Raw genomic sequence first — 25,641 nt, 5'->3', positions numbered from 1 at the left:
TAGAGATACACGGGTTTAAAAATATTGGATATAAAATAAGCAAATTTGAAATTAGGGTCAAAAAAAGCGGCCACCCTCTCAGATAACCGCTTATTGTTATTTCAAATCTTAGTTGCCGTTTGCTTCAGTAGCAGCTTCGACTTTATCATCTACCGCTTTCACAAGTAGAAGACCAACACCTAGTACAATCGCACCACATAGAACGAAGACTAGACGTCCCCATAATGGGTTTGGTAGTACAAACATTGCCATTACACCGATACCTGCAATTGCAATCAGAGTACCAAGCATTTTACGTTGTTTGTTATCAAGCGCTTTTTGCTCAGAACCTTCAGATACAAGCGGCGTTGCAAGGTTTTCGAAGAACTTATCAACATTTTTCTGACGCTCTTCAGTAAGAGGTTTGTAGAAGAACATTGATACTAGGAAGAAACCACCAGTAAATACTAGGTGAGCAATCAGACCAATTGCAACTTTAAGGTCAGACCATTCACGGCCAGTAAGCTCGTTAAGACCAAATGCATTTTGAACAATTTCTGGTGTGATAACGAAACCAACGATATAAGAAACAATACCACCCATTACAAGCGTACCCCAACCTGCCCAGTCTGGCGTTTTCTTAATGAAGAAGCCAAGGAATGCTGGAATAGTCATTGGGAAGCCGATTAGGGCACCAACATACATCATGGTATCAAATAAGCTCATACCTTTCAGTGAGTTGATGAATAGTGCAACCAAGATGATCGCGATACCAAAGAAAGTAGAAGTTAGTTTAGAAACAAATACTAGCTCTTTTTCTGTTGCGCCTGGGCGTAGAATCGGCTCGTAGAAGTTCTTAACGAAGATACCTGAGTTACGGTTTAGACCTGAGTCCATAGAAGACATGGTCGCTGCAAACATTGCTGCAATTAGAAGACCCACCATACCTACTGGCATGTACTCTTGTACGAAGTATAGGTATGCAAAATCACCTGCTTTAGAACCTTGCTCAGGGAATTGAGCAGCTAAGTCAACACCTTGACCTGCGATGAACCAAGAAGGAAGGAACCAAATAATTGGACCCATAGTCATCAAGATACAAGCAAGAAGCGCTGCTTTTTTAGCATTTTTTGAATCTTTCGCAGCAAGATAGCGATAAGAGTTCAACATGTTGTTTGTGATGCTAAATTGCTTGAAGAAGATGAAGAACGCCCAGATACCGAAGATGCTTAGGTAGTTTAGGTCGTTACCAGCTAGGAATGAACCACCTTCATCAACAGGGAAGTTTTGGATAATCTCAGTGATGCCGCCACCTTGAACAACTGCAACGATAGCACAAGTAACAGTTACCGCCATGATGATAACCATCTGCATGAAGTCAGATGCGATTACCGCCCATGAACCACCTGTTACAGACATAACCAATACAACTAGACCCGTTAGGATGATTGTTGTAGTCAAGTCAAAACCAAAGATACCAGATGCGATAATAGCTAGACCGTTTAACCAAACGCCCGCTGAAATCACACTTGTTGGCATACTTGCCCAAGTAAATACTTGTTCGTTTTTGCTACCAAAACGCATACGTACAGCTTCAATAACTGTGACAACACGTAATTGGCGGAATTTCGGAGCGAAGTACAGATAGTTCATTAGATAACCAAATGCGTTCGCAAGGAAAATCATAGAAACAGCGAAACCATCCGCGTAAGCTTTACCTGCAGCACCTGTAAATGTCCACGCACTAAACTGTGTCATAAATGCAGTCGCGCCAACCATCCACCACAGCATGTTACCGCCGCCACGGAAATAATCACTAGTTGTACTTGTAAATGTTCTGAACATCCAGCCTATTGCAATTAAGAATAGGAAATAGATGCCAACAATGAGAGTATTGAGTTCCATCTTAAGACCTTTTATGTAGTTATGTGTAATCTCTACGTCATATACTAACTAAGGGTAATTGCCATTTGTACTACAATAACTCAAAAATGTGACGAGCTACTAAATTTCAGCCAAAAAGTCGTACAAATAGAAGTGTTTCTTTTTCAAAAACATGACATTCGGGGATTTAATGTACTATTTATGTAGTTAATATGTGAACTTTAGCAAAGATAATCTTGTACATTTCTTAAACAAAGGTTTTTATTTTGTACTATAAATAAAAATAAAATTGCGTCTAAAAGGCCCATTTTATCTGCTTTAGAGCGATTATAACGAGCTTAAGATTGGCGTTTGGAAGAGGAAATGAGGGGTCACACTCGAAGGACAAATAGCGAATTAACTTATGTGAAAATCTTGAGTTAAATTTTCACATAAGTGTCATTTGAAGTTTTTCGGCTAGCATTTAAACAGCAACAGGTAATCGATGTTTATTTGCTTGTAAGTGATCAATTGAAGCTTGACGCGCTTTATCAGCTTGACCAGCCATTATTGCTTCATAAATTTTTCTATGCTCATTAATGCAAGTACTGCCTTCTTCAGATGAATAAGCAATAAAGTTTACAAACATAGTCGTTAAGACATTACCAAATGGACGATAGAAGTCATTGCCCGTCGCATTAAAGATCAAGCTATGAAAACGAATATCAATGCTTGTCCATTGCTCTTGATCAAATGGCTTTATCTCAGAAACCTCACACATCTTCTGGAAAATCTCTGATAATTCAATCCGTTGCTCAGCTGTCGCATGCATCGCAGCAAGTGCGCAAGATTCAGGCTCAATTGCACGGCGTAAGCTTAGAAATTGAGAGCAATAGGAGTCGATATCAATTAAACCGTCCATCCACTCTATCAATTGTGGATCAAGAAAATTCCAATATGCACGGGTAACCACTTTGGTGCCAATTTTAGGGCGAGAAACTAATAATCCTTTTGAGGTTAATAGTTTGACTGCTTCACGTAATGCAGTGCGACTGATCCCAAATTGTTCACATAATTGGATTTCACCTGGCAAAATAGAACCTTCTGGCAGTTCGCCAGATAAAATTCCGCGTGCAAGTTCGCGGGCAACTTGAACATGCAAACTGCGTTTTGCCCCCGCGATGACATTAAACTTATTCATGCTTTACCTATTTTTCTTCGTTATTTTTTTATATGTATTATTTTATGTTAAAGATAACACTATTTTCCCACACATAAAACAAGCAAATGTCAATTATTTAATACATATTATATTTTTTAAATACCTATACTAAATCAAACTTATAGCACGAGAATTTCACTTATAACCCAAATTATTGTGCGTAATATCGCCAAAATAGCGAAAAAATATGAGCCTAGTCGCATTATTATTTGTGAAATTAAAATTTCGTGAACCAAAAATAAAATCCTATTGTATGATTTATCTCGAATTAAGCGCAGAGTGATGCAAAACTAAAACCGATAATTTGTGCTTAAGAACGGAATCTTTTGAAATTCAATAATATGAACTGAGGCAAATATGAAAAAGTTTAACCTTACCCTTTTAGCAGTAACAACCTGTTTAGCAGCATCTGCAGTTTCAGCCGCTTCTATCGACTTTCGTGAAGAATACAAAGAAGGTCAAGAGGACTGGGCAGGTCGTGTAAAAATTAGTGCAAGTGTTGGCCAGCATTTCTTTGGCGTTGAAATGAAGCACCAAGGTGACTTGGGTGAGCTTGAAAGTGGTGATAACGAATTTGAATATGGTTATAAATGGAAACTAAGTGAAGATTGGTTATTAACAACTTCTATGCCAATTACTTTTGGCTCTGATAAAGTAACGTTTAAACCACAAGCCCGTATTCAATATTCTTTCGAAAATGGTTTAGTTGCTAAGTTCCGCTATCGTCATGAGTTCCGTAACTCAGATACTGAAGATAGTGCGGGTACAAAAGATAAAGACGGTAATTACCATGAGCACGTAAACCGTAGTAAGTTCACAGCAAACCTTGATTATAAATGGGAAGCATGGCAATTCGGTCTTGAAGGTAACTACGCAGAGGATTTCTTCAACGATAACTGGGCAATGGGCTCATCTTCTGATAAAGATCACGAGTGGGATTATAACTTAAAAGTTGGTTATAAAGAAAAAGGTTGGAAATGGCGTCCATATATTGAGCTAGGTAATGTTCAATGTACTTCTAGTGAATGTGATTCTTCACGCCAGCTACGTAGCCGTGTAGGTATTACGTACAGCTTCTAACCAACTGGCTCCACTGCCTAACTAAAATTCTTGTGCTTTCAAGGACTTGGTATCAATAATTTGGTACCAAGTTTTTTTACCTTTTCACCACCTGCACAAACCTAATCCCCTGCACTTACCTGATATAAATCCCCTAGCGTTAACCCCGTACGCTTTTTTCGACTCGCGTAACGTTTCTTCTGTACTAAGAGTAATTCGGCTGTGGCAACTGCATCGACCAAAGCATTATGACTATTATATTCAGGGAGTTGGTAACGCTCGCGGGTGCTTGCTAAGGTTAGATCTAAATCCATTTGATTGCGCGCTGCGGCCATTTTTTTCTCAAATGCAAGGGTATCAAGCCACAATAACGGCAAGCTTTCGAGCTGATAAGTTTGTTTGATGTAATGATCTAGAAAATTCTTTTCTATCACACAACCATGCGCCACGATGAGCTTGTTTGCTGCTTGAGTTAAGAAAATTTCTAAGGCCTCATCTAAAGCTAATCCCGACTCCAACATTTGTGGGGTGATATGGTTGATCACCGCTGATTCCGCTTTGATTTTGGCATGATCTTGTTTGATGTAAAAATGCTTCGCCAAGCTTAAGTCTATCTTTCCATTTATAATTTCCACCCAGCCGATGGATAAAATCACATCTTGCTGAGCATCAAAGCCTGTGGTCTCAAAGTCGAACACTATATAATTAAAATCTTTTGCTAACGCCTCTTTTTCATATTGCGCTGATAAAAGGTCAATATAGACTTGGGGCAGTTTGTGTATAGCTTCTTGGTGCTCTGTTAAGAAGTCAGCGCGTCGTTGGTTGAGTCGGTCTAGCGGATCAAAATACTCAAAGACTTTCTTAAAAATACTTTTCTTTTCCACTAAAAACCAAACCTTATTTTCGCAGCATCTTGGAGATCAGAAATAATTCGAAAAGCGTCTTTTAAGTGCATACGCTCAAAACTGCCAAAACTGTCTGGGTTGATATGATTATCCAAGAGCTCACCTTTTTTCAAAGACTCAAGCTGATGGTTAAAGCGAAATGATAAGATAAATTGATATGCGCCAATAATATTTTTAAACGAATCTTCCGGCAGAATCCCCTGCTCATAAGCAGCTTCAAATCGCTCCCCCGAAGACGACTTATTGTACTCACAGGCCAGGCCATAGACTCGCGCTAAATCTGTAATGAGATCGATGGCATATTTTTTTATGTCTAAGGTTTTTTTATTTTCACCAGTTTTTTCAAGTACTAAACTGTTAAATATACCTAAAGGTGGGTTCACTTTTATCGCATCACGGACCAATACAGATAAAAAGGCATCATTCTTTTTAATATTCTTATGTAGCTCATCGCGCAAAATGGTTTCAAAGTCTTGGTTGCCATATATGCTGCGGATCTCTAAAAAGACGCTAATTTGAAGTAAGCAGTCATATTCAGGGTTGGCAACCCACTTTTTATAATATTCTTTCCATACTTCAAGTGGTTGGCACCATTTTGACGTTGCTGCCATAAACTTTCCGCTACATAAAGGGTAAGCACAGGCAGCAAGGCCATTATTAACAATCATCGCGAGGTGTTTAAAGTAAGCTTTGTCACGATCACTTGCTCCATCAGCCATAACGATTGCATTATCTTGATCCGATAACATATGGATTTCATTACGCGCATGCGATCCTGCTGCTATCCATGAAAACTCACATGGCGGCTCACCAAGTTTGTCGATAGCCAGTTGGATCAAGCGGCGGTTATACGCATCCATAATCATGGTCATGACTTTGCCGATGATCTCTGCGCTCACTTTGCCCTCAACTAAAGCTTCAAAAATCGCTTGACGTTCCGGGGTAAATTTAGCCAGAGCATCGACTGAATTTGCATATTTAATTTTTTCAATCAAGAAGATAGCTTGCATGCGGTGATTTTGCACTAAGTGGCTAGTCGTTAAGACCCCAACAACTTTATTATCTCGTACTAAAGGAATATTGCGGACATTGTATTGCATCATTAGAGCTGCTGCATGTATGACGAGATCATCAGGGCTGATGGTGACGGGATCTGGCGTCATCACTTCAGAGATAGGCAAAGCTGTGCTTAAATTCTTTGCAATCACACGTTTTGTCATATCTCTATCTGTGATCACCCCGACTATTTTTTGGTCTTGATAGATAACAGCGCAAGGTGAGCACTGCTCCAGCATATCACAGGCAACTTCTTGAATACTTTGAGTAGATTGAACAACTGATACCCGCGTGCTGGCAATATCTTCAATCTTTTTGATGAATAAGCCTTTTTCTTTATTCGACCAAACTACATCTAAGGCAGAGTGAAGACGGACTTGGGCTTGGGAAGCTAAATGCTCGGCTGCTTCTGGATGCGCTTTAAGAAGTTTTTGTAAGGCGTGATTTGGGATCATATAAAGCAGAGTGTTTTCTATCGCGACAACACGATAAGCTTTTTCTTCTGCGAGATCGTTTTGCAAAAAGGTAAAGCCAAATAAGTCTTCACTGCCTAAACGTGCGCGCAACACGCCATTAGTCTTGCGCTGCTCCATTGATCCGGTCCGTACAATATAAAGGTATTTATCTTTATCGTCTGGTTTTGGATCAATCGACTCCCCTTGCATCAAGTAGCTTATTTGAACTTGACCCGCTAACTCTCGCACGCTTTCTTTAGGGAGTTTATCAAAAGGATCGATTTGACGGATAAATTGAAGAATATTCGGTAATAAAGATTCAGACATGGGATCCCATTTGAGCAAAACTACTTTAATGTATTAATGTAAGACAAATATAAAGTAATCCTATGAGCATAGCAATAAAGCAATCGAAGAATTAATCGAAACCTATATAGATTTAAGGACAGGTTTTGCCTATTACTTTACTGCTAGCTTTAAAATCCAAGGTGTCGCCTAAATTATAGCTTTAGTTTTAGCTTTAAATTAAGCATCATCATCGAGTCTATGTTTACAACTTTGCAGGTGATCTGCCGATACTTGACGCGCTTTATCTGCATTGCCAGCCATGATTGCTTCATAAATTAAACGGTGCTCTTCAATACAAGTACCGCCTTGTTGAGAAGAATGCACGATAAAATTGACAAACATAGTGGTTAAGATATTACCAAAAGGTAAATAGAAATCATTGCCAGTGGAGTTAAAAATCAGACGATGAAACTCCATATCGATGTCACTCCACTTTTGTTGATCCAGTGGCTTAGTATCCGAGATTTCACACATACGTTGGAAAATCTCTGAAAGTTCAATGCGCTGCGCAGCGCTAGCATGAATCGCAGCTAATGCACAGGCTTCTGGCTCTATCGCTCGGCGCAAACCTAAAAACTGATTATAAAAAACATTGGTATCGATTAAACCGTCCATCCACTCAAGCAATTGTGGATCAAGAAAGTTCCAATAGGCTCTATCCACGACACGCGTCCCTACTTTTGGACGAGACTCAAGTAAGCCTTTTGAAGTTAATAGTTTTACGGCTTCACGTAAGGCAGTACGACTCACACCGAAATCTTCACATAATTGCATTTCGCCGGGTAAAATAGAGCCTTGAGCCAGCTCACCAGATAAAATACCACGCGCGATTTCGCGTGCAACTTGAACATGTAGACTACGTTTTGAACCTGAAATTGAATGAAATTGACTACTCATTAATTATTATTCTCTAAAATATTTATTCTTTCAAATATATCATTATCAATCCTAACAACCAACTGATATATGAATCAAAAGCATCCAAAAAGGTGCCTTGCCTCTCAATATAAGGAATAAATTCAGGACAGAGAAAAATGAAAATGAAACAAAATTTCAAATGTGGTATTGTATGATAAATATATATATAACAAAATTTTATAGTCTGTAAGATGCTTTATAATACAAATCACAAGTTAAACTGCATCTTCGCTCTAATCCATTATATTGAACGAATCAAGTGAATTGAAAATCCATGGACAAATCTGCTCGCCGTAGTTTCATCAAACAAAATCTGACCCTTGCTTGGCCTCTTGCACTCAATGCTATCTTGATGCAATCCATGCTCATGATAGATACATTTTTAGTTTCCCCTTTAGGTGAGATATCCCTTGCTGCGCTTGGGGTTGCCACCACGATTGTGGCCTTTATTTTAGGTATCCAAATGGCGCTTGCAAATGGGACTCAGCTTATCATCGGGCGTGCGGTCGGTTCGCAAAGTCAGCAAGCACTCTCCCTCGCCTTTTGGTCTGGACTTGTGATTAACCTCTTTTTTGGCGTTTTATTTTGGCTCATATTAACTGTTTTTGAGCGACCTTTAATTCAATCCTTAATTGATGATCCTAAATTATACCTTGAGATTAGTGAGTATTTAAACGTCGCCAAGTACCTCCTTGTGGTAAATAGTATCACCCAAGTGATGATCGCCTTTTTTAATGGATTAGCCCGAACTAAGATCCCATTTAAAGGTTATTTACTTGAGATGCCTATTAATGCTTTGATGTCTTATGTATTAATTCATCATTTTAATTTAGGCGTGACAGGCGCAGCCTTGGGGAGCTTAATCGCGATTTTAATTCGCTTAGCTTACCTGACTTGGGCATTAAAAGGTTTCTCGCAAATCTCTTTCAAGTTAGAAGTAACAAAAGCGCAATTTTTGCAAGACACCCGTGCGCATTTGTTTGAGATTTTCCCAGTCGCAGCAAACGTTGCCATGCTTTCAACCGGCGCCACGGTTTATCAACTCTTGTTCTCACAACTTAGCTTATATGCCTATGTGGCGATCACCTTGATTATGCCTTGGATGCGTTTTGGCACTCAGTTTATTACCTCATGGTCACATGCCTCAGCAATTGCTATCAGTCAATCCTTAGGTTCAAAATCAACCAAAGATCTAGGTAAACAAGTTGATATCTGTATCGATCTTGCAGTTATCATGTCAATTATCAGCGCAGTCTTTTTCTTTATCTTGAGCTTAGTGATAGATAAAATTTACCCAGATTTAGATCCGCAAACCTATACTGCGCTAGCCTTAATTGCACCTTTATATATCTTGCTGCCGTTATCGCGTTGTTATAATACTATTCATGGGCATATGCTGCGTGCACTCGGTAAAACGACCGCTGTATTTAATATCAACTTTATTGGTCAATGGCTGATATCCATTCCGCTGTGCGCCTTGATGATTTTGTACTTTGATGTCGGTGTATTTTGGGCTTTTTTCTTCATTCCATTTGAAGAAACCATTCGCACCTTGCCACTACGTATGCTCGCGCGTAAGTCAGTCAAAGAGTTTAATGCCAAGCATTTGCTGTAAAAACAAGCAAGCTCGTCACCTGATTACGTCTATAAGGTTGTTATTCTGTCCATAAATGATGATAATATCGGGATCATTGATTAGCGATATAAGAAGACTATGACAGACTATCTACTTTTGCTTGTTGGCACCGTGCTCGTCAACAACTTTGTTTTGGTAAAATTTTTGGGGATCTGCCCGTTTATGGGGGTCTCCAAAAAACTTGAAACTGCGATTGGTATGGGGCTTGCGACTACTTTCGTGCTCACCCTTGCCTCTGTCTGCTCGTATTTAGTTCAAACTTATATTCTGCGTCCATTGCATATCGAATATCTGCAAACCATGAGCTTTATCTTGGTGATTGCCTTTGTGGTGCAATTTACTGAAATGGTGGTACATAAAACCAGCCCAACCTTATATCGCTTGCTTGGGATCTTCTTGCCACTTATCACTACCAACTGCGCTGTACTTGGTGTGGCGCTCTTAAATATCAATGAAAATCATAACTTTATTCAGTCTGTTACCTATGGCTTTGGCGCCGCACTGGGTTTTTCTTTGGTCTTAGTCTTATTTGCTGCGATGCGTGAGCGAATTGCGGCCGCCGATACGCCACTTCCTTTTAAAGGCGCATCGATTGCGATGATCACCGCAGGTTTAATGTCTCTAGCCTTTATGGGCTTTACCGGTCTTGTGAAATAATTTATGAATACAATTTTAATTGCCATTGTTGCGATTGCGCTTTTGGCTGCCATTTTTGGCGCGATTTTAGGTTTTGCTGCGATTCGCTTTAAAGTTGAATCCGATCCTTTAGTCGATCAAATCGATGCGATTTTGCCGCAAACCCAATGTGGTCAGTGTGGCTACCCGGGTTGCCGCCCGTATGCCGAAGCGATTGCCAACGGCGATGAAATCACTAAGTGCCCTCCTGGCGGTCAAGCTGGCGTTGAAAAACTGGCTGACTTACTCGGTGTTGAAGTGCCCTCTCTAGATGAAGAAGTTACTGAAAATGTCAAAACTGTCGCTTTTATTCATGAAGATATGTGTATTGGCTGCACTAAGTGTATTCAAGCATGCCCTGTGGATGCGATTGTCGGCGGCACCAAAGCCTTACACACAGTAATCAAAGATGAATGCACAGGCTGTGATTTATGTGTTGCGCCTTGCCCAACAGATTGTATTGAAATGATCCCAATTCAAGACACACCTGAGACTTGGAAATGGGAGCTCAATGCGATTCCTGTGACCAATATCCCAGCATCACCAGTTTCACAATCCACAGCTTCTTCAAACACAAAAGCTTCAACCGATGGAGATCAAAAAGCATGAGCCTATCTTTGATTGAACAAATTAAACAAGGCAAGCTTTGGGATTTTCATGGTGGTATTCACCCAAAAGAAAACAAAAAGCAGTCGAGTAAATCGCAGATCTTGCCAGCATTTGTGCCAAAAACCTTAGTATTACCGTTAAAACAGCACATCGGCACACATGGCGAATTATGCGTTAAAGTCGGTGAAAAGGTGATGAAAGGTCAAGCCTTAACCCGTGCTAATCTTGCGTTTATGGTGCCAATACATGCGCCAACTTCTGGCACTGTGGTGGCGATTGAGCCAAGAACTGTTGCGCACCCATCAGGGCTTAGCGATCTATGCGTTGTGCTTGAGACTGACGGCGAAGATACTTGGGGAGAGCAAATTAAATTCCCAGATTTTAAAGCCCAAACGACCGAGGCTTTAATTGAGCATATCCGCAGACTTGGGATTGCAGGGCTTGGCGGCGCAGCCTTTCCTACCGCGCGTAAACTGCAAACTGGGGTCGCTTCAACTGAAATTTTAATCATTAACGCGGCTGAGTGTGAGCCTTATATCACAGCGGATGATCGCTTGATGCAAGACTACGCTGACGACATTATTGAAGGCATTCATGTTCTGCAACATATCCTCAAGCCCAAGCTGACAATTATTGCGATTGAAGATAATAAACGCCAAGCGATCAATGCCTTGTATCGCGCAGCGACGAATGATGACTCAATTTTGATCCGCGTGATCCCAACCAAATACCCATCTGGCGGCTCCAAGCAGCTGATTCAGATTTTGACTGGTCGTGAAGTGCCACACAAAGCGCACTCGGCAGCCGTTGGCGTGTTAATGCAAAATGTCGGTACTGCCTTTGCGATTAAACGCGCCGTCGTGGATGGCGAGCCCTTAATTGAGCGCGTAGTAACAGTCACGGGCAATAGCGTGCGTGACAAAGGCAATCAATTTGTATTGCTTGGCACTTTAATTGAAGACTTATTAGCCGAGCATAATTATCGCCCAGACAAGAAAAAGCCACGCCTCATCATGGGCGGCTCACTGATGGGCTTTACTTTGCCGCACACACAAGTGCCGGTCACCAAAATCACCAACTGCATTATTGCGCCAAAACGTCGAGAATTGCCTGATCCTGATGAAGCCTTGCCGTGTATTCGCTGCAGTGAATGTGCCAATGCTTGCCCTGTTTCTTTATTGCCGCAGCAATTGCACTGGTACGCAATGTCTCAAGATTATGACAAATGCGATGATTATCATCTGTTTGATTGTATTGAATGTGGCGCTTGTGCTTATGTTTGCCCAAGTGATATTCCGCTTGTGCAGCAATACCGCCAAGCCAAAGCTGAGATCAAACAGCGCCGCGCCGATGAAGCAAGCGCTGAACGTGCAAAAATTCGTTTTGAAGAAAAACAAGCACGTATGGAACGTGAAAAAGCGGCGCGTGAGCAAAAATTTGCCGATGCTGCGGCCAAGCGTCGTGAACAAATGCAAAAAAATGAGGCCAAAGATGGTGATGGCGAGGATGCGATTGCTGCTGCGATTGCGCGAGTGAAAGCCAAACAAGCCGGTGGTGAAACGGCTGACGCTGCAAAATCCAATGCGCAAAAACCAGCGGTTGCGGCTGCCATTGCCCGTGCGAAAGCTAAACAAGCGGCAGCTGCCAAAGCTGGAAGCGCTGAGCCTGATAACAGTGAAATGAAAAAGCTGCGTGAAGCGCGTAAAGCCGAAGCGAGAGCGAAGAAACAAGCACAAATGCAAGAAGCGGCTAGCGAGCAACAAACGCCGCAAAATGCCACTTCACAAGAAACTGCAACCGATGCAGATCCGAAAAAAGCGGCTGTTGCTGCTGCCATCGCTCGCGCCAAAGCACGCAAAGCGGCGCAAGCGCAAGATACTCAAGAGAAAGCTGAGCCAGCTGCTGAACCTACTGCAGCTGAAAGTGATCCGAAAAAAGCCGCTGTTGCTGCTGCCGTCGCTCGCGCTAAAGCACGCAAAGCAGCGCAAGCGCAAGATGCTCAAGAGAAAGCTGAGCCAGCTGCTGAACCTGCTGCAAGTGAAAGTGATCCGAAAAAAGTCGCTGTTGCTGCTGCTGTCGCCCGCGCAAAAGCTCGTAAAGCGGCGCAAGCGCAAGCTTCTCAGCAAGAGGATTCTCAAACTGAAAACGTCGAAACTGAGTCAGAAAAATCAGAAGCGCCTGCACAAGCAGATATAGATCCGAAAAAAGCCGCCGTTGCCGCTGCCGTCGCTCGCGCTAAAGCACGTAAAGCGGCGCAAGCGCAAGCTTCTCAGCAAGAGGCGTCTCAAGATCAAACTGAAAATGTCGAAACTGAGTCAGAAAAACTAGAAGCGCCAGCACAAGCAGAAATGGATCCGAAAAAAGCTGCGGTTGCTGCTGCCGTCGCCCGCGCTAAAGCTCGTAAAGCGGCGCAAGCAAAAGCTTCTCAGCAAGAGGACTCTCAAGCTCAAACTGAAAACGTCGAAACTGAGTCAGAAAAATCAGAAGCGCCTGCACAAGCAGATATAGATCCGAAAAAAGCCGCCGTTGCTGCTGCTATCGCCCGCGCTAAAGCACGTAAAGCGGCGCAAGCCAAACAACAAGCATCATCAGAGGATAAATCTTAATGTCATTATTTGTATCAAGCTCCCCTTTTGATCGCAATAAACGCCGCACCTCAACCATAATGCTCTATGTGGCGTTAGCGCTTGTACCTGCAATTGGGGTTCAAACCTACTTCTTTGGTTATGGAGTTTTAATTCAAGCCCTACTTGCCATGCTGCTTGCTGTTGGCTTTGAAGCCGGCGTATTAAAACTTAGAGGCAGACCAATTCGACGCCAACTCAGTGATAACAGTGCAATCGTAACAGGCTTATTACTGGCTGTATCGATTCCACCACTTTCTCCTTGGTGGATTCTAGCCATTGGCCTTTTCTTTGCCATTGTGGTCGCCAAACATTTATATGGTGGCCTTGGACAAAACCTATTCAACCCTGCGATGGTTGCCTATGTGGTCCTGCTGATTTCATTCCCAGTACAAATGACAAGTTGGCTCACGCCTGAGCAACTAACGGGCGTGCACCTTCACTTTAAAGATTGTTTAAGCGTAATTTTTACCGGCTTTGATCGTGATGGTTCATCTTTGCAGCAAATTCGCTTAGGCATTGATGGTCTCACCAGCGCGACGCCACTTGATAGCTTTAAAACGGGTGTACGCCTTGGTAATACGCCTGAGATGATCACAAGCCAAGCGCCATTTAGCTTCTTAGCCGGTGTCGGTTGGGAATGGGTTAACCTTGCCTATTTAGCCGCAGGGCTGATTTTGATCCGCATGCGGATTATCTTCTGGCATATTCCTGTGGCGATGCTTGCCAGCTTAGCGATTTTTAGCCTATTTTTTGACTTAGTATTGCCAGGACAAACCGCATCGCCTTTGATTCATTTATTCTCTGGCGCGACCATGCTTGGAGCATTTTTTATAGCCACCGATCCTGTCACCGCATCCACCACAGTGCTTGGACGCTTGATTTATGGCGCGTTTATCGGAATTTTAGTATACATCATCCGCACTTGGGGTGGTTATCCTGACGGGGTCGCTTTTGCCGTATTGATTGCCAATATGACGGTTCCTTTAATTGATTATTATACTAAGCCACGCGCTTATGGGCATAAGAGGTAATTGACATGCTAGACTCAATGAAACGAAACGGTTTACGTTTGGCAACTTTTGCCTTGGCAACCACTGCTGTAGTGTCGATTACTTATGCCTTAACCGCAGATACCATTGCCAAGCAAGAACAAAAACAGCTTTTGCAAGTACTCAACCAAGTGGTGCCAAGTAGCCTACATGATAACGATTTGCCAAAATCTTGTGTTTTATTGCCCTCACAAACGAGCGTCACGCCAAATCCGATGCCGGCATATATTGCCAAGCAAGGTAATAAAACCACGGCAATAGCGATTGAAACCTATGCACCAGATGGCTATAGCGGCGCAATTAAGTTGATTGTCGGGATGGATATGGATTCAAATGTTCTTGGCGTGCGCGTATTGCAGCACAAAGAAACCCCTGGACTTGGCGATCGCATTGATTTAAGCGTGAGTGATTGGATTTTAGGTTTTACTGGCAAAACACTTAATGATGATAATCTTAGCACTTGGGCAGTGCGCAAAGATGGTGGGGATTTTGATCAATTCACCGGTGCAACCATTACGCCGCGCGCTGTCGTCAAAGCGGTTAAAAATACAATCCTTTATTTTCAACAAGATAAAGACAAAATTTTAGCAACGCCAATCGGTTGTGAGGAATAGTATGAGCCAAGTGGATTCAACAACAGATCTCAAGTCAAGCGCCGATCTTGAAACGCCAAACACAGACGCAGTGCAAAGCATTAATATGATAACGGCCGAAGAACATAAAACGCTACGCGACAATGGCTTATGGCAAAATAACCCAGCTTTAGTGCAACTGCTTGGGCTATGTCCTTTGCTTGCGGTGACCTCCACCCTAACCAATGCGATGGGCCTTGGGCTTGCCACAATGTTAGTGCTGATTATCACCAATACTGCTGTCTCGCTGCTACGCGAATTTGTGCCAAATGAAGTGCGCATTCCGATCTTTGTGATGATTATTGCAGCCACCGTAACCTGTGTGCAGCTCTTGATGAATGCTTACACCCATGGCCTTTTCTTATCTCTTGGAATATTTATTCCATTAATCGTGACCAACTGTATTATTATTGGACGCGCTGAAGCCTATGCTTCAAAAAACAGTCCGAAAAAAGCAGCGATTGATGGCTTTTGGATGGGGCTTGGCATGTTAGCCGTGCTGTGCGTACTCGGCGCAATGCGTGAGATTTTAGGCCAAGGCACCTTGTTTGATGGCGCTGATCGTCTGCTTGGCGATTGGGCATCTGTGCTGCGAATTGATATTTTACATCTTGATTCAAGCTTTTTATTGGCACTCTTACCACCGGGTGCGTTTATTGGTTTAGGCTTTTTAATTGCTCTGAAAACCTTTATTGATGAAAGACACGCAAAGCGCGCACCCAAACAAGAAAAACCAAAAATCGAACGTGCGCGTATTCACAAGGTATAAAGCTTTAAACCTGCGCTAGACAAAGTGCATCAAAAATAAAGACAAACGCACTGCGCAAAGATTCAAGGAAGTCACATGAACAATCTAAAACGCGTCGAGATCTTAAAAAGGCTGCGTGAGAACAACCCAAACCCGCAAACTGAGCTCAATTGGTCAAATCCTTTTGAGCTTTTGATTGCTGTGCTGTTATCTGCCCAAGCTACGGATGTGAGCGTGAATAAAGCCACGGATAAGCTTTATCCTGTCGCCAATACGCCCGAAGCTATTTTGGCGCTTGGGGTCGACGGTTTAAAAGAATATATCAAGACCATTGGCCTGTATAACTCCAAAGCTGAGAACACGATTAAGACCTGTAAGATCTTGATAGAAAAGCATAATAGCCAAGTACCAGAAGACCGCGCAGCACTTGAAGCCTTACCCGGGGTTGGACGAAAAACTGCTAATGTCGTGCTCAATACAGCTTTTGGCTGGCCAACCATTGCCGTCGATACGCATATTTATCGCGTCTCTAACCGCACCAAGTTTGCGATGGGCAAGACGGTGGATGATGTTGAAGCTAAGCTTTTAAAAGTCGTCCCAAAAGAGTTTAAACTCGATGTTCACCACTGGCTGATTTTACATGGCCGTTATACTTGTATTGCAAGAAAGCCCCGCTGTGGCAGTTGCATCATTGAAGATTTATGCGAATTTAAAGACAAAGTTTATCCTGAGTAACTAAATTTAATTAAAATATGCCAAATTGACGCATAAGTAATATGCATTCAAGTCATAAGCAATTTAGATTTAACTTTGTTAGAATCATATCAATTCAAATAATAATGAATGCCTTATGATGGGGCATAGACACATAACAAGGAGCTATCCATGTCAAATGCACGCATGCTACACACTATGATCCGTGTTGGCGATCTTGATAAATCTATCAAGTTCTACACTAAGGTTCTAGGAATGGATCTACTGCGTAAAAGTGAAAACACCGAATACAAATACACACTTGCATTTGTTGGTTTTGGTGATGAGTCACACAACTCAGTGATTGAGTTAACTTATAACTGGGGCACCACTGAATACGATCTTGGCAATGGCTATGGTCACATCGCACTTGGTTTTGATGATATTTACAAAACTTGTGAAGATTTAAAAGCTGCTGGCGCAAAAGTAACTCGTGAGCCAGGCCCTGTACTTGGTGGCAGCACTCACATTGCATTTGTTGAAGATCCAGACGGCTACAAAATTGAATTAATTCAAAATAGCCAAGCTGCTGGCGGCCTAGAAGGTTAAGCCACACGCGTATCACACGCATCAGTTTAGGCTTTAATCACTAACGACCTCAAAGGGTTTATGACCTTTTGGGGTCTTTTTATACCCAGAGAATTTGCTTTCCCTCACAAATATTTCACTTTGCGAAGAAAAAAGCCACAAAGCCATAAAAAAAGCAAAGGATTGCTCATAATATTGATGACCTTCATTTTTGAATCTGTAATAATACCCGCCTAAGTTCACAAATTTGAGTACACATGACTGTTGTTAATGAAGCTTTAACCCTAAAAAAACGCTTTCGTGGCTATTTTCCTGTCGTTATCGATGTTGAGACCGCGGGCTTTAACCCTAAAACGGACGCACTTTTAGAAATTTGTGCCGTCACCTTAAAAATGGATGAAGAAGGTAACTTGCACCCTGCTACTTGTTTGCATTTTCATGTTGAGCCTTTTGAAGGCGCTAATCTGGAAAAAGAAGCACTTGAGTTTAATGGGATCGACCCTTTCAATCCGTTACGTGGCGCTGTCAGCGAGCAAGAAGCCCTCAAAGAGATCTTCAAGCTTGTGCGCAAAGAGCAAAAAGCAGCAGATTGTAGTCGTGCGATTATGGTTGCACATAACGCCACCTTTGATTTGAACTTTACCATGGCAGCAGCAGAGCGCAGCAAACTTAAACGCATACCTTTTCATCCTTTTGCAACCTTTGACACTGCAGCCCTAAGTGGCCTTGCGTTTGGTCAAACCGTACTAGCAAAAGCGTGTAAAGCGGCGGGCTTTGATTTTGATAATAACGAAGCGCATAGCGCACTGTATGACACCAAGATCACTGCGGATCTTTTCTGCCATATCGTCAATAAATGGAAAGCACTTGGTGGCTGGCCGTTAATTGATGAGACTCAGAAAAACAACGAGTCAGCATAAAAAGAAAGCCGTTTAAACGGTCAACACACATTTACGATTAAGACTTTAACCATACATCGGACAGTATAGGAAAATAAAATGAATCCTGTTGTAATCTCCGTTTGCATCATGCTTGTGCTTGCACTCATGCGTGTCAACGTTGTGGTCGCTTTGACCTTTAGTGCCATTATCGGTGGCGTTCTCTCTGGCATGTCGATGACCGACGCTGTCAGCACTTTCCAAGGTGGTCTTGGTGGCGGCGCTGAAATCGCATTAAGCTATGCGATGCTTGGCGCTTTTGCGGTTGCGATTTCTAAATCTGGCATCACGGACTTACTTGCAAATGCTGTAATAAAACGCATTAACGGCAAGCAAAATGAAACTGCCTCTACCGGTTTGAAATATTTCATGTTGGTTTGCCTTGTGCTTATCACTATGTCTTCGCAAAACGTTGTGCCGGTACACATTGCCTTTATTCCAATTTTGATCCCGCCTCTTTTAACTGTATTTAACAAGCTAAACATCGACCGTCGTATGATTGCTTGTATCCTAACATTCGGCTTAACTACGCCTTACATGGTTTTGCCAATTGGTTTTGGTGGCATCTTCTTAAACAACATTTTGCTTAAAAACCTACACGATAACGGCCTAAACGATGTCACTGCAAGCCAAGTGCCGACAGCTATGCTTTTGCCTGGCCTTGGTATGGTATGTGGTCTATTAATTGCGGTATTCTTCACTTATCGCAAGCCGCGTCAGTATCAAGAAATTTCAATCGCTGATGAAAACGATGAGCCAAAAGAGCAAGGCATTAACAAGCAGCACCTATTGGTTGCAATTGTTGGTATCGTTGCTGCGCTTGGTGTTCAGCTTTGGACAGGTTCAATGATCCTTGGCGCATTGGCTGGCTTTATGGTATTCACTTTTGGCGGCGTGATCGCTTGGCGAGAAACCACTGACGTCTTCACCAAAGGCGTTCACATGATGGCAATGATTGGCTTTATTATGATTGCAGCAGCAGGTTTTGCGGCAGTGATGAAAGCAAGTGGCGGCGTTGAAACTCTGGTTTCTGCACTTTCTGAAAGTGTTGGCGATCACAAAGCACTTGCAGCCTTGCTGATGCTGATTGTTGGTTTGCTTGTTACTATGGGCATTGGTTCATCTTTCTCAACCATTCCAATTCTTGCAACCATTTATGTACCGCTTGCAATCGCATTTGGCTTCTCACCAATGGCAACGATTGCTCTTGTGGGTACAGCGGCAGCGCTTGGTGATGCAGGTTCGCCAGCCTCTGACTCAACCTTAGGTCCAACATCTGGTCTTAACGCTGATGGACAACATGAGCACATTTGGAACTCTGTTGTTCCAACCTTCTTGCACTACAATATCCCACTGATCATCTTCGGTTGGATTGCGGCAATGGTTCTTTAATCATTCAGCCTCTTTAATAAGAGTCGCTTTAAAATAAATGGCACTTCAGTTGATATTGAAGTGCCATTTTTTATACTGGTTAATCTATCGCTAAGCTTTTTATTCGACTTGCTTTAGGTAAGAATCTAGCTGCGTAAGTATACCCGTTACATCCTTATAATCGATTTGAACCGGCGCAATTTGAAAACTCGCTTCACCCTCTTGCTCGCTCTTGATTGCAAAAATAAGACTTGGAAAGCCGCTTGCTTGCAGCGCTTGAGCAAAGTCTAATTGCGCGCCAAGCTCAGCCTCTATTTCTGGAGATAAAAGATCTGTATGAAATGTCTCAAGATTCAAATCTAGCTGCGCGGCTAACGCAAGGTGGGTTTCAACTAAATGCGGCGCTTTGGCATGTAAATAATACGCCTCTTGAATCGCAACATTCATTGCCTCCCCTGCGCCTTGTTTTTGCGCCGCAAGCACAGCGCGGCACGCCGGATAAGTTGCACGCACTGGGGTCACCTTGTCCCAAAATTCAAAGTTAAACTCAGTCCCAAGTTCTTGCTGGATACGCTGCCACGTCTGTTTTAGATAGTTTTGCATCTGCACTGGCATGACTTCCTCACTATCCGGCGCAAGACCGCCGAGCACAGGTTCAAAGCTAATTTGTGGGTACTTAGTTGCCAGCGCTTGCTTTAACTCTTCCAGTCTAGGCTTAAAGCCCCAGCACCAACTGCACATAGGATCATGGACATAAAATAGATGAATACTTTTCATAGAAACTCCCTTTCTGATATCCTTGATAGTTAAATTGCCACTATTTAGATATGTTTTATCTTTCAAATCATACAGATAAAAAAAAAGAGCCAGCAGATGCCGACTCTCTTTATGTTTATTTAAATCTATTACTCTGCAGCCGCATCACGACGTGCAGCAGCTTCTTTAATAAGTGGTTGAAGCTCGCCTTTTTGGAACATTTCTAAAATGATGTCACAACCACCAATTAACTCACCTTCAACCCAAAGTTGTGGGAAAGTTGGCCATTGCGCATAAGCTGGTAGCTCAGCACGGATGTCTGGGTTTTGTAGAATATCTACATAAGCAAATTGTTCGCCACAATTCATCAGTGCTTGAGAAGCTTGTGATGAAAAGCCACAGCTTGGCAATTTAGGTGAGCCTTTCATGTAAAGCAAAATTGCATTGTCTTCGATTTGCTTTTTGATTTTATCAATAGTTTCCATAACATCCTCTATTCTTGCCCCTGCGGGCCAGTATTGCTGCATTCAAAATATCATTTTACTCTTAATTAGTGAAAAATAAAAAGCATAAATTTAACATGGCCATTTAGATGCTTATCTTTTAAGATGCAATTTATGTAATTGTAGGCACAGCTTTGCTGCTACGCTAGATTATTTAACAAATAATACCCCTACATTTGGTCATTTCTTAAAGAAATTTCAACAATTTGCTTTTAATAAAGTAAAAACTTGCTAAAATGCAATTCAGTACCAATTGGTTATCATCTTAAAATCAAGTACCAGTTGGCGATCTTCGGATCAGAAAATCAGTCATAACAACTGAACCACACACTAACTGAAGTAAGAAAGTTTTAGATTTACTTTCTATACATGGAGAACGAGCAATGGCATTTGAACTACCAGCACTACCTTATGCAAAAGATGCACTAGAACCACACATCTCTGCAGAGACACTAGACTACCACCACGGTAAGCACCACAACACTTATGTTGTTAAACTAAACGGTCTTATCCCTGGTACTGAGTTTGAAGGTAAAAGCCTTGAAGAAATCGTTAAAACTTCAACTGGCGGCATCTTTAACAATGCAGCTCAAATCTGGAACCACACTTTCTACTGGAACTGCCTAGCGCCAAACGCTGGCGGCGCACCAACTGGCGCAGTTGCAGAAGCAATCAACCAAAACTTTGGTTCATTTGAAGCTTTCCAAGAAAAATTCAATGACTCTGCAGTAAACAACTTTGGTTCTTCTTGGACTTGGCTTGTTAAAACTGCTGAAGGTAAACTTGAAATCGTTAACACTTCAAATGCAGCAACCCCACTAACAGATGGCGTAACGCCGCTACTAACTGTTGACCTTTGGGAACACGCTTACTACATTGATTACCGCAATGTACGTCCTGAATACCTAAAAGGTTTCTGGGAACTAGTTAACTGGGCATTCGTTGAAGAAAACCTAGCTAAATAATAAAATTTATTTTTTATAAATATATATAAGTGGTCAGCATTGCTGGCCATTTTTTTATTTAAAATTCACAAACCTGATACATTTTAAATAAAAATAACCTGCATTTATGTATGTAAATATATACTTCTATCATTAAATTTGTGACTTATATCAAGCCATTTTATTGTTTTAGATCAATGCAATATATTTACATTGAATTTACATCTGCGCAACATCGATCCCTTTCACAAATCCCAATCAAACTATGTAACTAAATTTGGTTTTCTTGGAGAAATGTAGTTTTATTAATAGTAGAAAATTTAATTTCAGCGACACCTTTTGAACTACATATAAACTTATGCCAAAATAGAATTATTCGAATTATCACGGCATTTGATGGGTCATATAACTATCAAGTAGTAAAAATTGCCGCTACAGATAAGGAGTTTCGAATGCAAATCCAAGATATCACTATTATGATCACGCATGCCTCGTCTCCCCTTGGCTCCGTGACCACAAACCACTTACTAAGCTTAGGGGCCCGGCTGATTATTGTCGATAGTCATGCGGGTAAGTTAAAAGAAGTCTATGAATCAGCCTTACTTGTTTCTTCAAAAGTTGAAATGCTGCATTTGGATTTAGAAGATGAACACTCTATTGCCTCTGCCTTTCATCATGAACTTGAAAGCCTCACAGCAACCTACCCAGTTCAATGCTTGATCAATCTTTGGCCAAACCTGAACTATCCACATATCATGCATAACGATGAGTTCACTGAACAATCACGAATCATCAGCAAAATGATCGCAAGCACAAACTATCTAACGCGCTTAACCGCACAGCAAATGTATGCCAAACGAATTTCTGGGATTATCATCAATGTAAATGATAAATCTTGTCAAACATCGAATTTATTTAATAGCACACCAATTATTATTCAGGGCTTTACCAAAAAATGGGCAAGTGAGCTCAAAGATTACGATATTCGTGTGGCGGGTCTTTTGCCACCAGATGAAAGCTTCAATCATCAAGGTTTACAAAATAAGGCTTCGGAGCAAGGGATTAACATTGATGAAATTGTGCGCAACATCGAATATATCATGCGTAATAAATACTGCTCTGGCCGAGTACATGAAGTATAAAAAGCAGCATAATACATCCCTCAAGTTTTGCCCTTAGTTGATAAGATTAAGGGCTTTTTTTATGCCTGTAATCTAAGTACATACCTAAACTAAAAATACAACTGATGACACCTCAAATCAGAATCAAGAGACGAAAAAAAGCCCCTAACTTAGTCGCTAGAGGCTTTGGCTTCATTACAATGATTTAAATCCTAAGACTCAAATCTATCACTCATTTTGGTTCTTTTATTTAGCTGTTGCTTTTTTCTTTGGCGCAGCTTTTACTTGTGGCTCTTCAGTTTTTTTAATCACTGTGGTGCCTTCGAACGTTTCACCTTCGATATAAGCTTTACCATAGTATGCTGCAAGTAGAACTTCTTTTAGCTCAGCAATTAATGGGTAACGTGGGTTTGCACCTGTACATTGGTCATCAAATGCATCCACTGCTAACTCATCAAGTTTCGCTAGGAAGTCTGCTTCGTTAACGCCAGCTTCTTGGATTGATTTTGGAATTTCAAGCTCAGTTTTAAGCTCATCAAGCCATGTCAATAGACGCTCAATTTTCTGCGCTGTACGGTCGCCCGCTTGTGATAGACCTAAGTGATCCGCAACCTCTGCATAACGACGACGTGCTTGTGGACGGTCATATTGAGAGAAAGCAGTTTGCTTAGTTGGGTTATCATTTGCGTTGAAACGAACCACGTTTGAAATCATTAATGCGTTAGCAAGACCGTGCGGCAAGTGGAACTCAGCGCCGATTTTGTGCGCAATTGAGTGACAAACACCTAGGAATGCGTTCGCAAATGACATCCCAGCAATGGTTGCTGCGCTGTGAACTTTTTCACGAGCAATTGGGTCTTTCGCGCCAAACTTATAGCTGTTTGGTAGGTATTCTTTAAGCATTTTAAGCGCTTGAAGAGCATGACCATCAGAGAACTCGTTTGCAAGAACAGAAACATAAGCTTCTAATGCGTGGGTCACTGCGTCATAACCACCGAATGCAGTCAATGACTTAGGCATGTTCATCACAAGGTTTGCATCAACAATTGCCATGTCAGGTGTTAGCTCGTAATCCGCAAGTGGGTATTTCGCGCCAGTGCGGTCATCCGTCACAACAGCGAAAGGCGTTACTTCAGAGCCAGTACCAGATGTAGTTGTAATACATACGAGATCTGCTTTTTCACCCATTTTAGGGAACTTGTAGATACGTTTACGGATATCCATAAAGCGCATTGCAAGCTCTTCGAAGTGAGTTTCTGGGTGCTCGTACATTACCCACATGATTTTCGCAGCATCCATAGGTGAACCACCACCAAGCGCTAGAATCACGTCAGGTTGGAAGCTCTTCATTGCTTCTGCGCCTTTTTCAACTACAGACAATGTTGGATCCGCTTCCACATCATAGAAAGTATGCACTTCGATGCCTTGTGCTTTAAGTAGGCTCACCACTTCATCTGCATAACCATTGTTAAATAGGAAACGGTCTGTGACTAGGAATGCACGTTTTTTGCCTGCAAGGTCAGTCAGTGCGATTGGCAGACTGCCACGACGGAAGTAAATTGACTCTGGTAGTTTGTGCCACAACATATTTTCAGCTCGCTTAGCTACTGTTTTCTTGTTGATAAGGTGCTTAGGACCCACGTTCTCTGAAATAGAGTTACCGCCCCAAGAACCACAGCCTAAAGTAAGAGATGGTGCAACGTTAAAGTTATACATATCACCGATACCACCGTGAGTGGTTGGGATGTTCACCAAGATACGTGCGGTTTTCATTTTATCGCCGAAGTATTTGATGCGATCGCCGTTCACGTCTTGGTTTGTATATAAACCAGATGTATGGCCGATACCACCAATTTCTACCATTTTACATGCTTGTTCAACAGCATTTTCAAAGCTAGAAGCACGGAACATACCTAGTGTTGGTGATAGTTTTTCATGTGCAAATTCATCATCATGTGAGACTTCAAGGCCTTCACCGATAAGTACTTTTGTATCTGCTGGAACAGTTACACCAGCAAGCTCTGCAATTTTCACAGCAGGTTGACCAACGATAGCCGCGTTAAGTGCGCCATCAATCAATAGCACTTTACGTACTTTGTTGGCTTCAGCTTTGCTTAATACATAACCTTTATGAGAGATGAAACGCTCTTTCACTTCTTCATAAACTTCGTCCATTACGATAACTGCTTGCTCAGATGCACACACAACGCCGTTATCAAATGTTTTTGACATCAGTACAGATGCCACTGCACGTTTGATATCAGCAGTTTCATCAATTACAACTGGCACGTTACCTGCGCCAACACCAATTGCAGGTTTACCTGAAGAGTAAGCTGCTTTCACCATGCCAGGACCACCTGTTGCAAGGATAAGATTGATGTCGTCGTGTTTCATCAGTGCGTTTGACAGCTCAACTGAAGGCTGGTCAATCCAACCGATGATATCTTTTGGCGCGCCAGCTGCAACAGCTGCTTCTAATACTAGTTTTGCTGCGTCATTAGTTGAATTCTTCGCACGTGGGTGTGGCGAGAAGATAATCGCGTTACGTGTCTTAAGTGAAATCAGTGATTTAAAGATAGCTGTTGAGGTTGGGTTGGTTGTTGGAACGATACCGCAGATGATGCCAACAGGCTCTGCAATCGTAATCGTACCAAACTCATTGTTTTCTTCTAAGATGCCGCAAGTTTGCTCATCTTTATATTTGTTATAGATAAACTCAGAAGCAAAGTGGTTCTTGATTACTTTATCTTCGATAATACCCATGCCAGACTCAGCCACTGCTTGTTGTGCAAGTGGGATACGCGCTTGGTTTGCTGCAAGTGATGCTGCACGGAAGATTTTATCAACTTGCTCTTGAGAGTAAGTCGCAAATTCTTTCTGCGCCGCTTTCACACGAGCAATCATCGCATCAAGTTCTGCAATATTTGTTACAGGCATATGTAATCT

Annotated in this window: 22 protein-coding genes; 14 read left to right on the top strand and 8 right to left on the bottom strand. The window is 42.0% G+C overall.

Features of this window, described 5'->3' with window-relative positions:
* Positions 1-108: 108 nt before the first annotated feature.
* Together AC2VOY_RS11030 and AC2VOY_RS11025 are read right to left on the bottom strand one after the other, a co-directional pair.
* Positions 109-1,884 (bottom strand): sodium:solute symporter family transporter, encoded by a 1,776-nt coding sequence (locus tag AC2VOY_RS11030; protein ID WP_491831409.1) that lies wholly within the window; start codon positions 1,882-1,884, stop codon positions 109-111.
* 442 nt (positions 1,885-2,326) lie between these two features.
* Positions 2,327-3,043: a FadR/GntR family transcriptional regulator gene (locus AC2VOY_RS11025; RefSeq protein ID WP_491831408.1), complete on the bottom strand. Its 717-nt coding sequence runs from the start codon at positions 3,041-3,043 to the stop codon at positions 2,327-2,329.
* A 378-nt stretch (positions 3,044-3,421) separates the two neighbouring features.
* Between AC2VOY_RS11025 and AC2VOY_RS11020 the strand changes: the two genes are divergently transcribed.
* Positions 3,422-4,144, top strand: coding sequence for an oligogalacturonate-specific porin KdgM family protein (locus tag AC2VOY_RS11020; protein ID WP_491831407.1), 723 nt, complete (start codon positions 3,422-3,424; stop codon positions 4,142-4,144).
* Positions 4,145-4,245: 101 nt separating this feature from the next.
* Here AC2VOY_RS11020 and AC2VOY_RS11015 read toward each other — a convergent pair whose 3' ends face one another.
* The 3 genes from AC2VOY_RS11015 to AC2VOY_RS11005 form a co-directional block, all read right to left on the bottom strand.
* Positions 4,246-5,007: a 3'-5' exonuclease gene (locus AC2VOY_RS11015; RefSeq protein ID WP_491831406.1), complete on the bottom strand. Its 762-nt coding sequence runs from the start codon at positions 5,005-5,007 to the stop codon at positions 4,246-4,248.
* On the bottom strand, positions 5,007-6,866 hold the full coding sequence (locus tag AC2VOY_RS11010) for a DUF294 nucleotidyltransferase-like domain-containing protein (protein ID WP_491831405.1): 1,860 nt from the start codon (positions 6,864-6,866) through the stop codon (positions 5,007-5,009). Before AC2VOY_RS11010 ends, AC2VOY_RS11015 begins: the two co-directional genes overlap by 1 nt.
* Before the next feature lie 198 nt (positions 6,867-7,064).
* Positions 7,065-7,784 (bottom strand): FadR/GntR family transcriptional regulator, encoded by a 720-nt coding sequence (locus AC2VOY_RS11005; RefSeq protein WP_491831404.1) that lies wholly within the window; start codon positions 7,782-7,784, stop codon positions 7,065-7,067.
* A 295-nt stretch (positions 7,785-8,079) separates the two neighbouring features.
* On the opposite strand from AC2VOY_RS11005, the gene AC2VOY_RS11000 reads away from it, so the two are divergent.
* The 11 genes from AC2VOY_RS11000 to AC2VOY_RS10950 all read left to right on the top strand — a co-directional run bounded on the left by AC2VOY_RS11000 (position 8,080) and on the right by AC2VOY_RS10950 (position 19,392).
* Positions 8,080-9,420, top strand: coding sequence for an MATE family efflux transporter (locus AC2VOY_RS11000; protein ID WP_491831403.1), 1,341 nt, complete (start codon positions 8,080-8,082; stop codon positions 9,418-9,420).
* Positions 9,421-9,519: 99 nt separating this feature from the next.
* Entirely contained in the window at positions 9,520-10,098 is a 579-nt protein-coding gene (gene rsxA / locus AC2VOY_RS10995; protein WP_491831402.1) for an electron transport complex subunit RsxA, read from the top strand.
* Between the two features lie 3 nt (positions 10,099-10,101).
* Entirely contained in the window at positions 10,102-10,725 is a 624-nt protein-coding gene (gene rsxB / locus AC2VOY_RS10990) for an electron transport complex subunit RsxB (RefSeq protein WP_491831401.1), read from the top strand.
* Entirely contained in the window at positions 10,722-13,331 is a 2,610-nt protein-coding gene (gene rsxC / locus AC2VOY_RS10985) for an electron transport complex subunit RsxC (protein ID WP_491831400.1), read from the top strand. The genes rsxB and rsxC overlap by 4 nt, the downstream gene beginning before the upstream one ends.
* Positions 13,331-14,383 carry an electron transport complex subunit RsxD gene (rsxD, locus tag AC2VOY_RS10980; RefSeq protein WP_491831399.1) on the top strand — a complete coding sequence of 351 codons (1,053 nt, stop codon included), beginning with the start codon at positions 13,331-13,333 and terminating at the stop codon, positions 14,381-14,383. Before rsxC ends, rsxD begins: the two co-directional genes overlap by 1 nt.
* 5 nt (positions 14,384-14,388) lie before the next feature.
* A complete protein-coding gene (gene rsxG / locus AC2VOY_RS10975; RefSeq protein ID WP_491831398.1) occupies positions 14,389-15,015 on the top strand; it encodes an electron transport complex subunit RsxG in 627 nt (208 codons plus the stop codon).
* Between the two features lie 85 nt (positions 15,016-15,100).
* A complete protein-coding gene (locus AC2VOY_RS10970) occupies positions 15,101-15,802 on the top strand; it encodes an electron transport complex subunit E (protein ID WP_491833081.1) in 702 nt (233 codons plus the stop codon).
* Positions 15,803-15,877: 75 nt separating this feature from the next.
* Positions 15,878-16,516: an endonuclease III gene (gene nth / locus AC2VOY_RS10965; RefSeq protein WP_491831397.1), complete on the top strand. Its 639-nt coding sequence runs from the start codon at positions 15,878-15,880 to the stop codon at positions 16,514-16,516.
* A gap of 150 nt (positions 16,517-16,666) precedes the next feature.
* Positions 16,667-17,083, top strand: coding sequence for a lactoylglutathione lyase (gene gloA, locus AC2VOY_RS10960; protein WP_491831396.1), 417 nt, complete (start codon positions 16,667-16,669; stop codon positions 17,081-17,083).
* A gap of 236 nt (positions 17,084-17,319) precedes the next feature.
* Complete coding sequence (gene rnt, locus AC2VOY_RS10955; protein WP_491831395.1) at positions 17,320-17,982, top strand: ribonuclease T; 663 nt, start codon at positions 17,320-17,322, stop codon at positions 17,980-17,982.
* Between the two features lie 78 nt (positions 17,983-18,060).
* Positions 18,061-19,392: a Na+/H+ antiporter family protein gene (locus AC2VOY_RS10950; protein ID WP_491831394.1), complete on the top strand. Its 1,332-nt coding sequence runs from the start codon at positions 18,061-18,063 to the stop codon at positions 19,390-19,392.
* Between the two features lie 99 nt (positions 19,393-19,491).
* Here AC2VOY_RS10950 and AC2VOY_RS10945 read toward each other — a convergent pair whose 3' ends face one another.
* Both AC2VOY_RS10945 and grxD read right to left on the bottom strand, forming a co-directional pair.
* Positions 19,492-20,148: a DsbA family protein gene (locus AC2VOY_RS10945; RefSeq protein WP_491831393.1), complete on the bottom strand. Its 657-nt coding sequence runs from the start codon at positions 20,146-20,148 to the stop codon at positions 19,492-19,494.
* Positions 20,149-20,276: 128 nt separating this feature from the next.
* Positions 20,277-20,612: a Grx4 family monothiol glutaredoxin gene (grxD, locus tag AC2VOY_RS10940; RefSeq protein ID WP_491831392.1), complete on the bottom strand. Its 336-nt coding sequence runs from the start codon at positions 20,610-20,612 to the stop codon at positions 20,277-20,279.
* A 401-nt stretch (positions 20,613-21,013) separates the two neighbouring features.
* Here grxD and sodB point away from each other — a divergent pair, with 401 nt between their 5' ends.
* Together sodB and AC2VOY_RS10930 are read left to right on the top strand one after the other, a co-directional pair.
* Positions 21,014-21,595 carry a superoxide dismutase [Fe] gene (gene sodB, locus AC2VOY_RS10935; protein ID WP_491831391.1) on the top strand — a complete coding sequence of 194 codons (582 nt, stop codon included), beginning with the start codon at positions 21,014-21,016 and terminating at the stop codon, positions 21,593-21,595.
* 431 nt (positions 21,596-22,026) lie between these two features.
* The gene (locus AC2VOY_RS10930; RefSeq protein WP_491831390.1) at positions 22,027-22,716 is read left to right on the top strand and encodes an SDR family NAD(P)-dependent oxidoreductase; all 690 of its coding nucleotides are present in this window, start codon (positions 22,027-22,029) and stop codon (positions 22,714-22,716) included.
* 225 nt (positions 22,717-22,941) lie between these two features.
* On the opposite strand, the gene adhE is transcribed toward AC2VOY_RS10930, so the two are convergent.
* Entirely contained in the window at positions 22,942-25,632 is a 2,691-nt protein-coding gene (gene adhE / locus AC2VOY_RS10925; RefSeq protein ID WP_491831389.1) for a bifunctional acetaldehyde-CoA/alcohol dehydrogenase, read from the bottom strand.
* Positions 25,633-25,641: the final 9 nt, after the last annotated feature.

This window comes from Vibrio sp. KMM 9700 (assembly GCF_058545285.1).
This window is presented reverse-complemented; position numbering and strand designations above follow the sequence as displayed.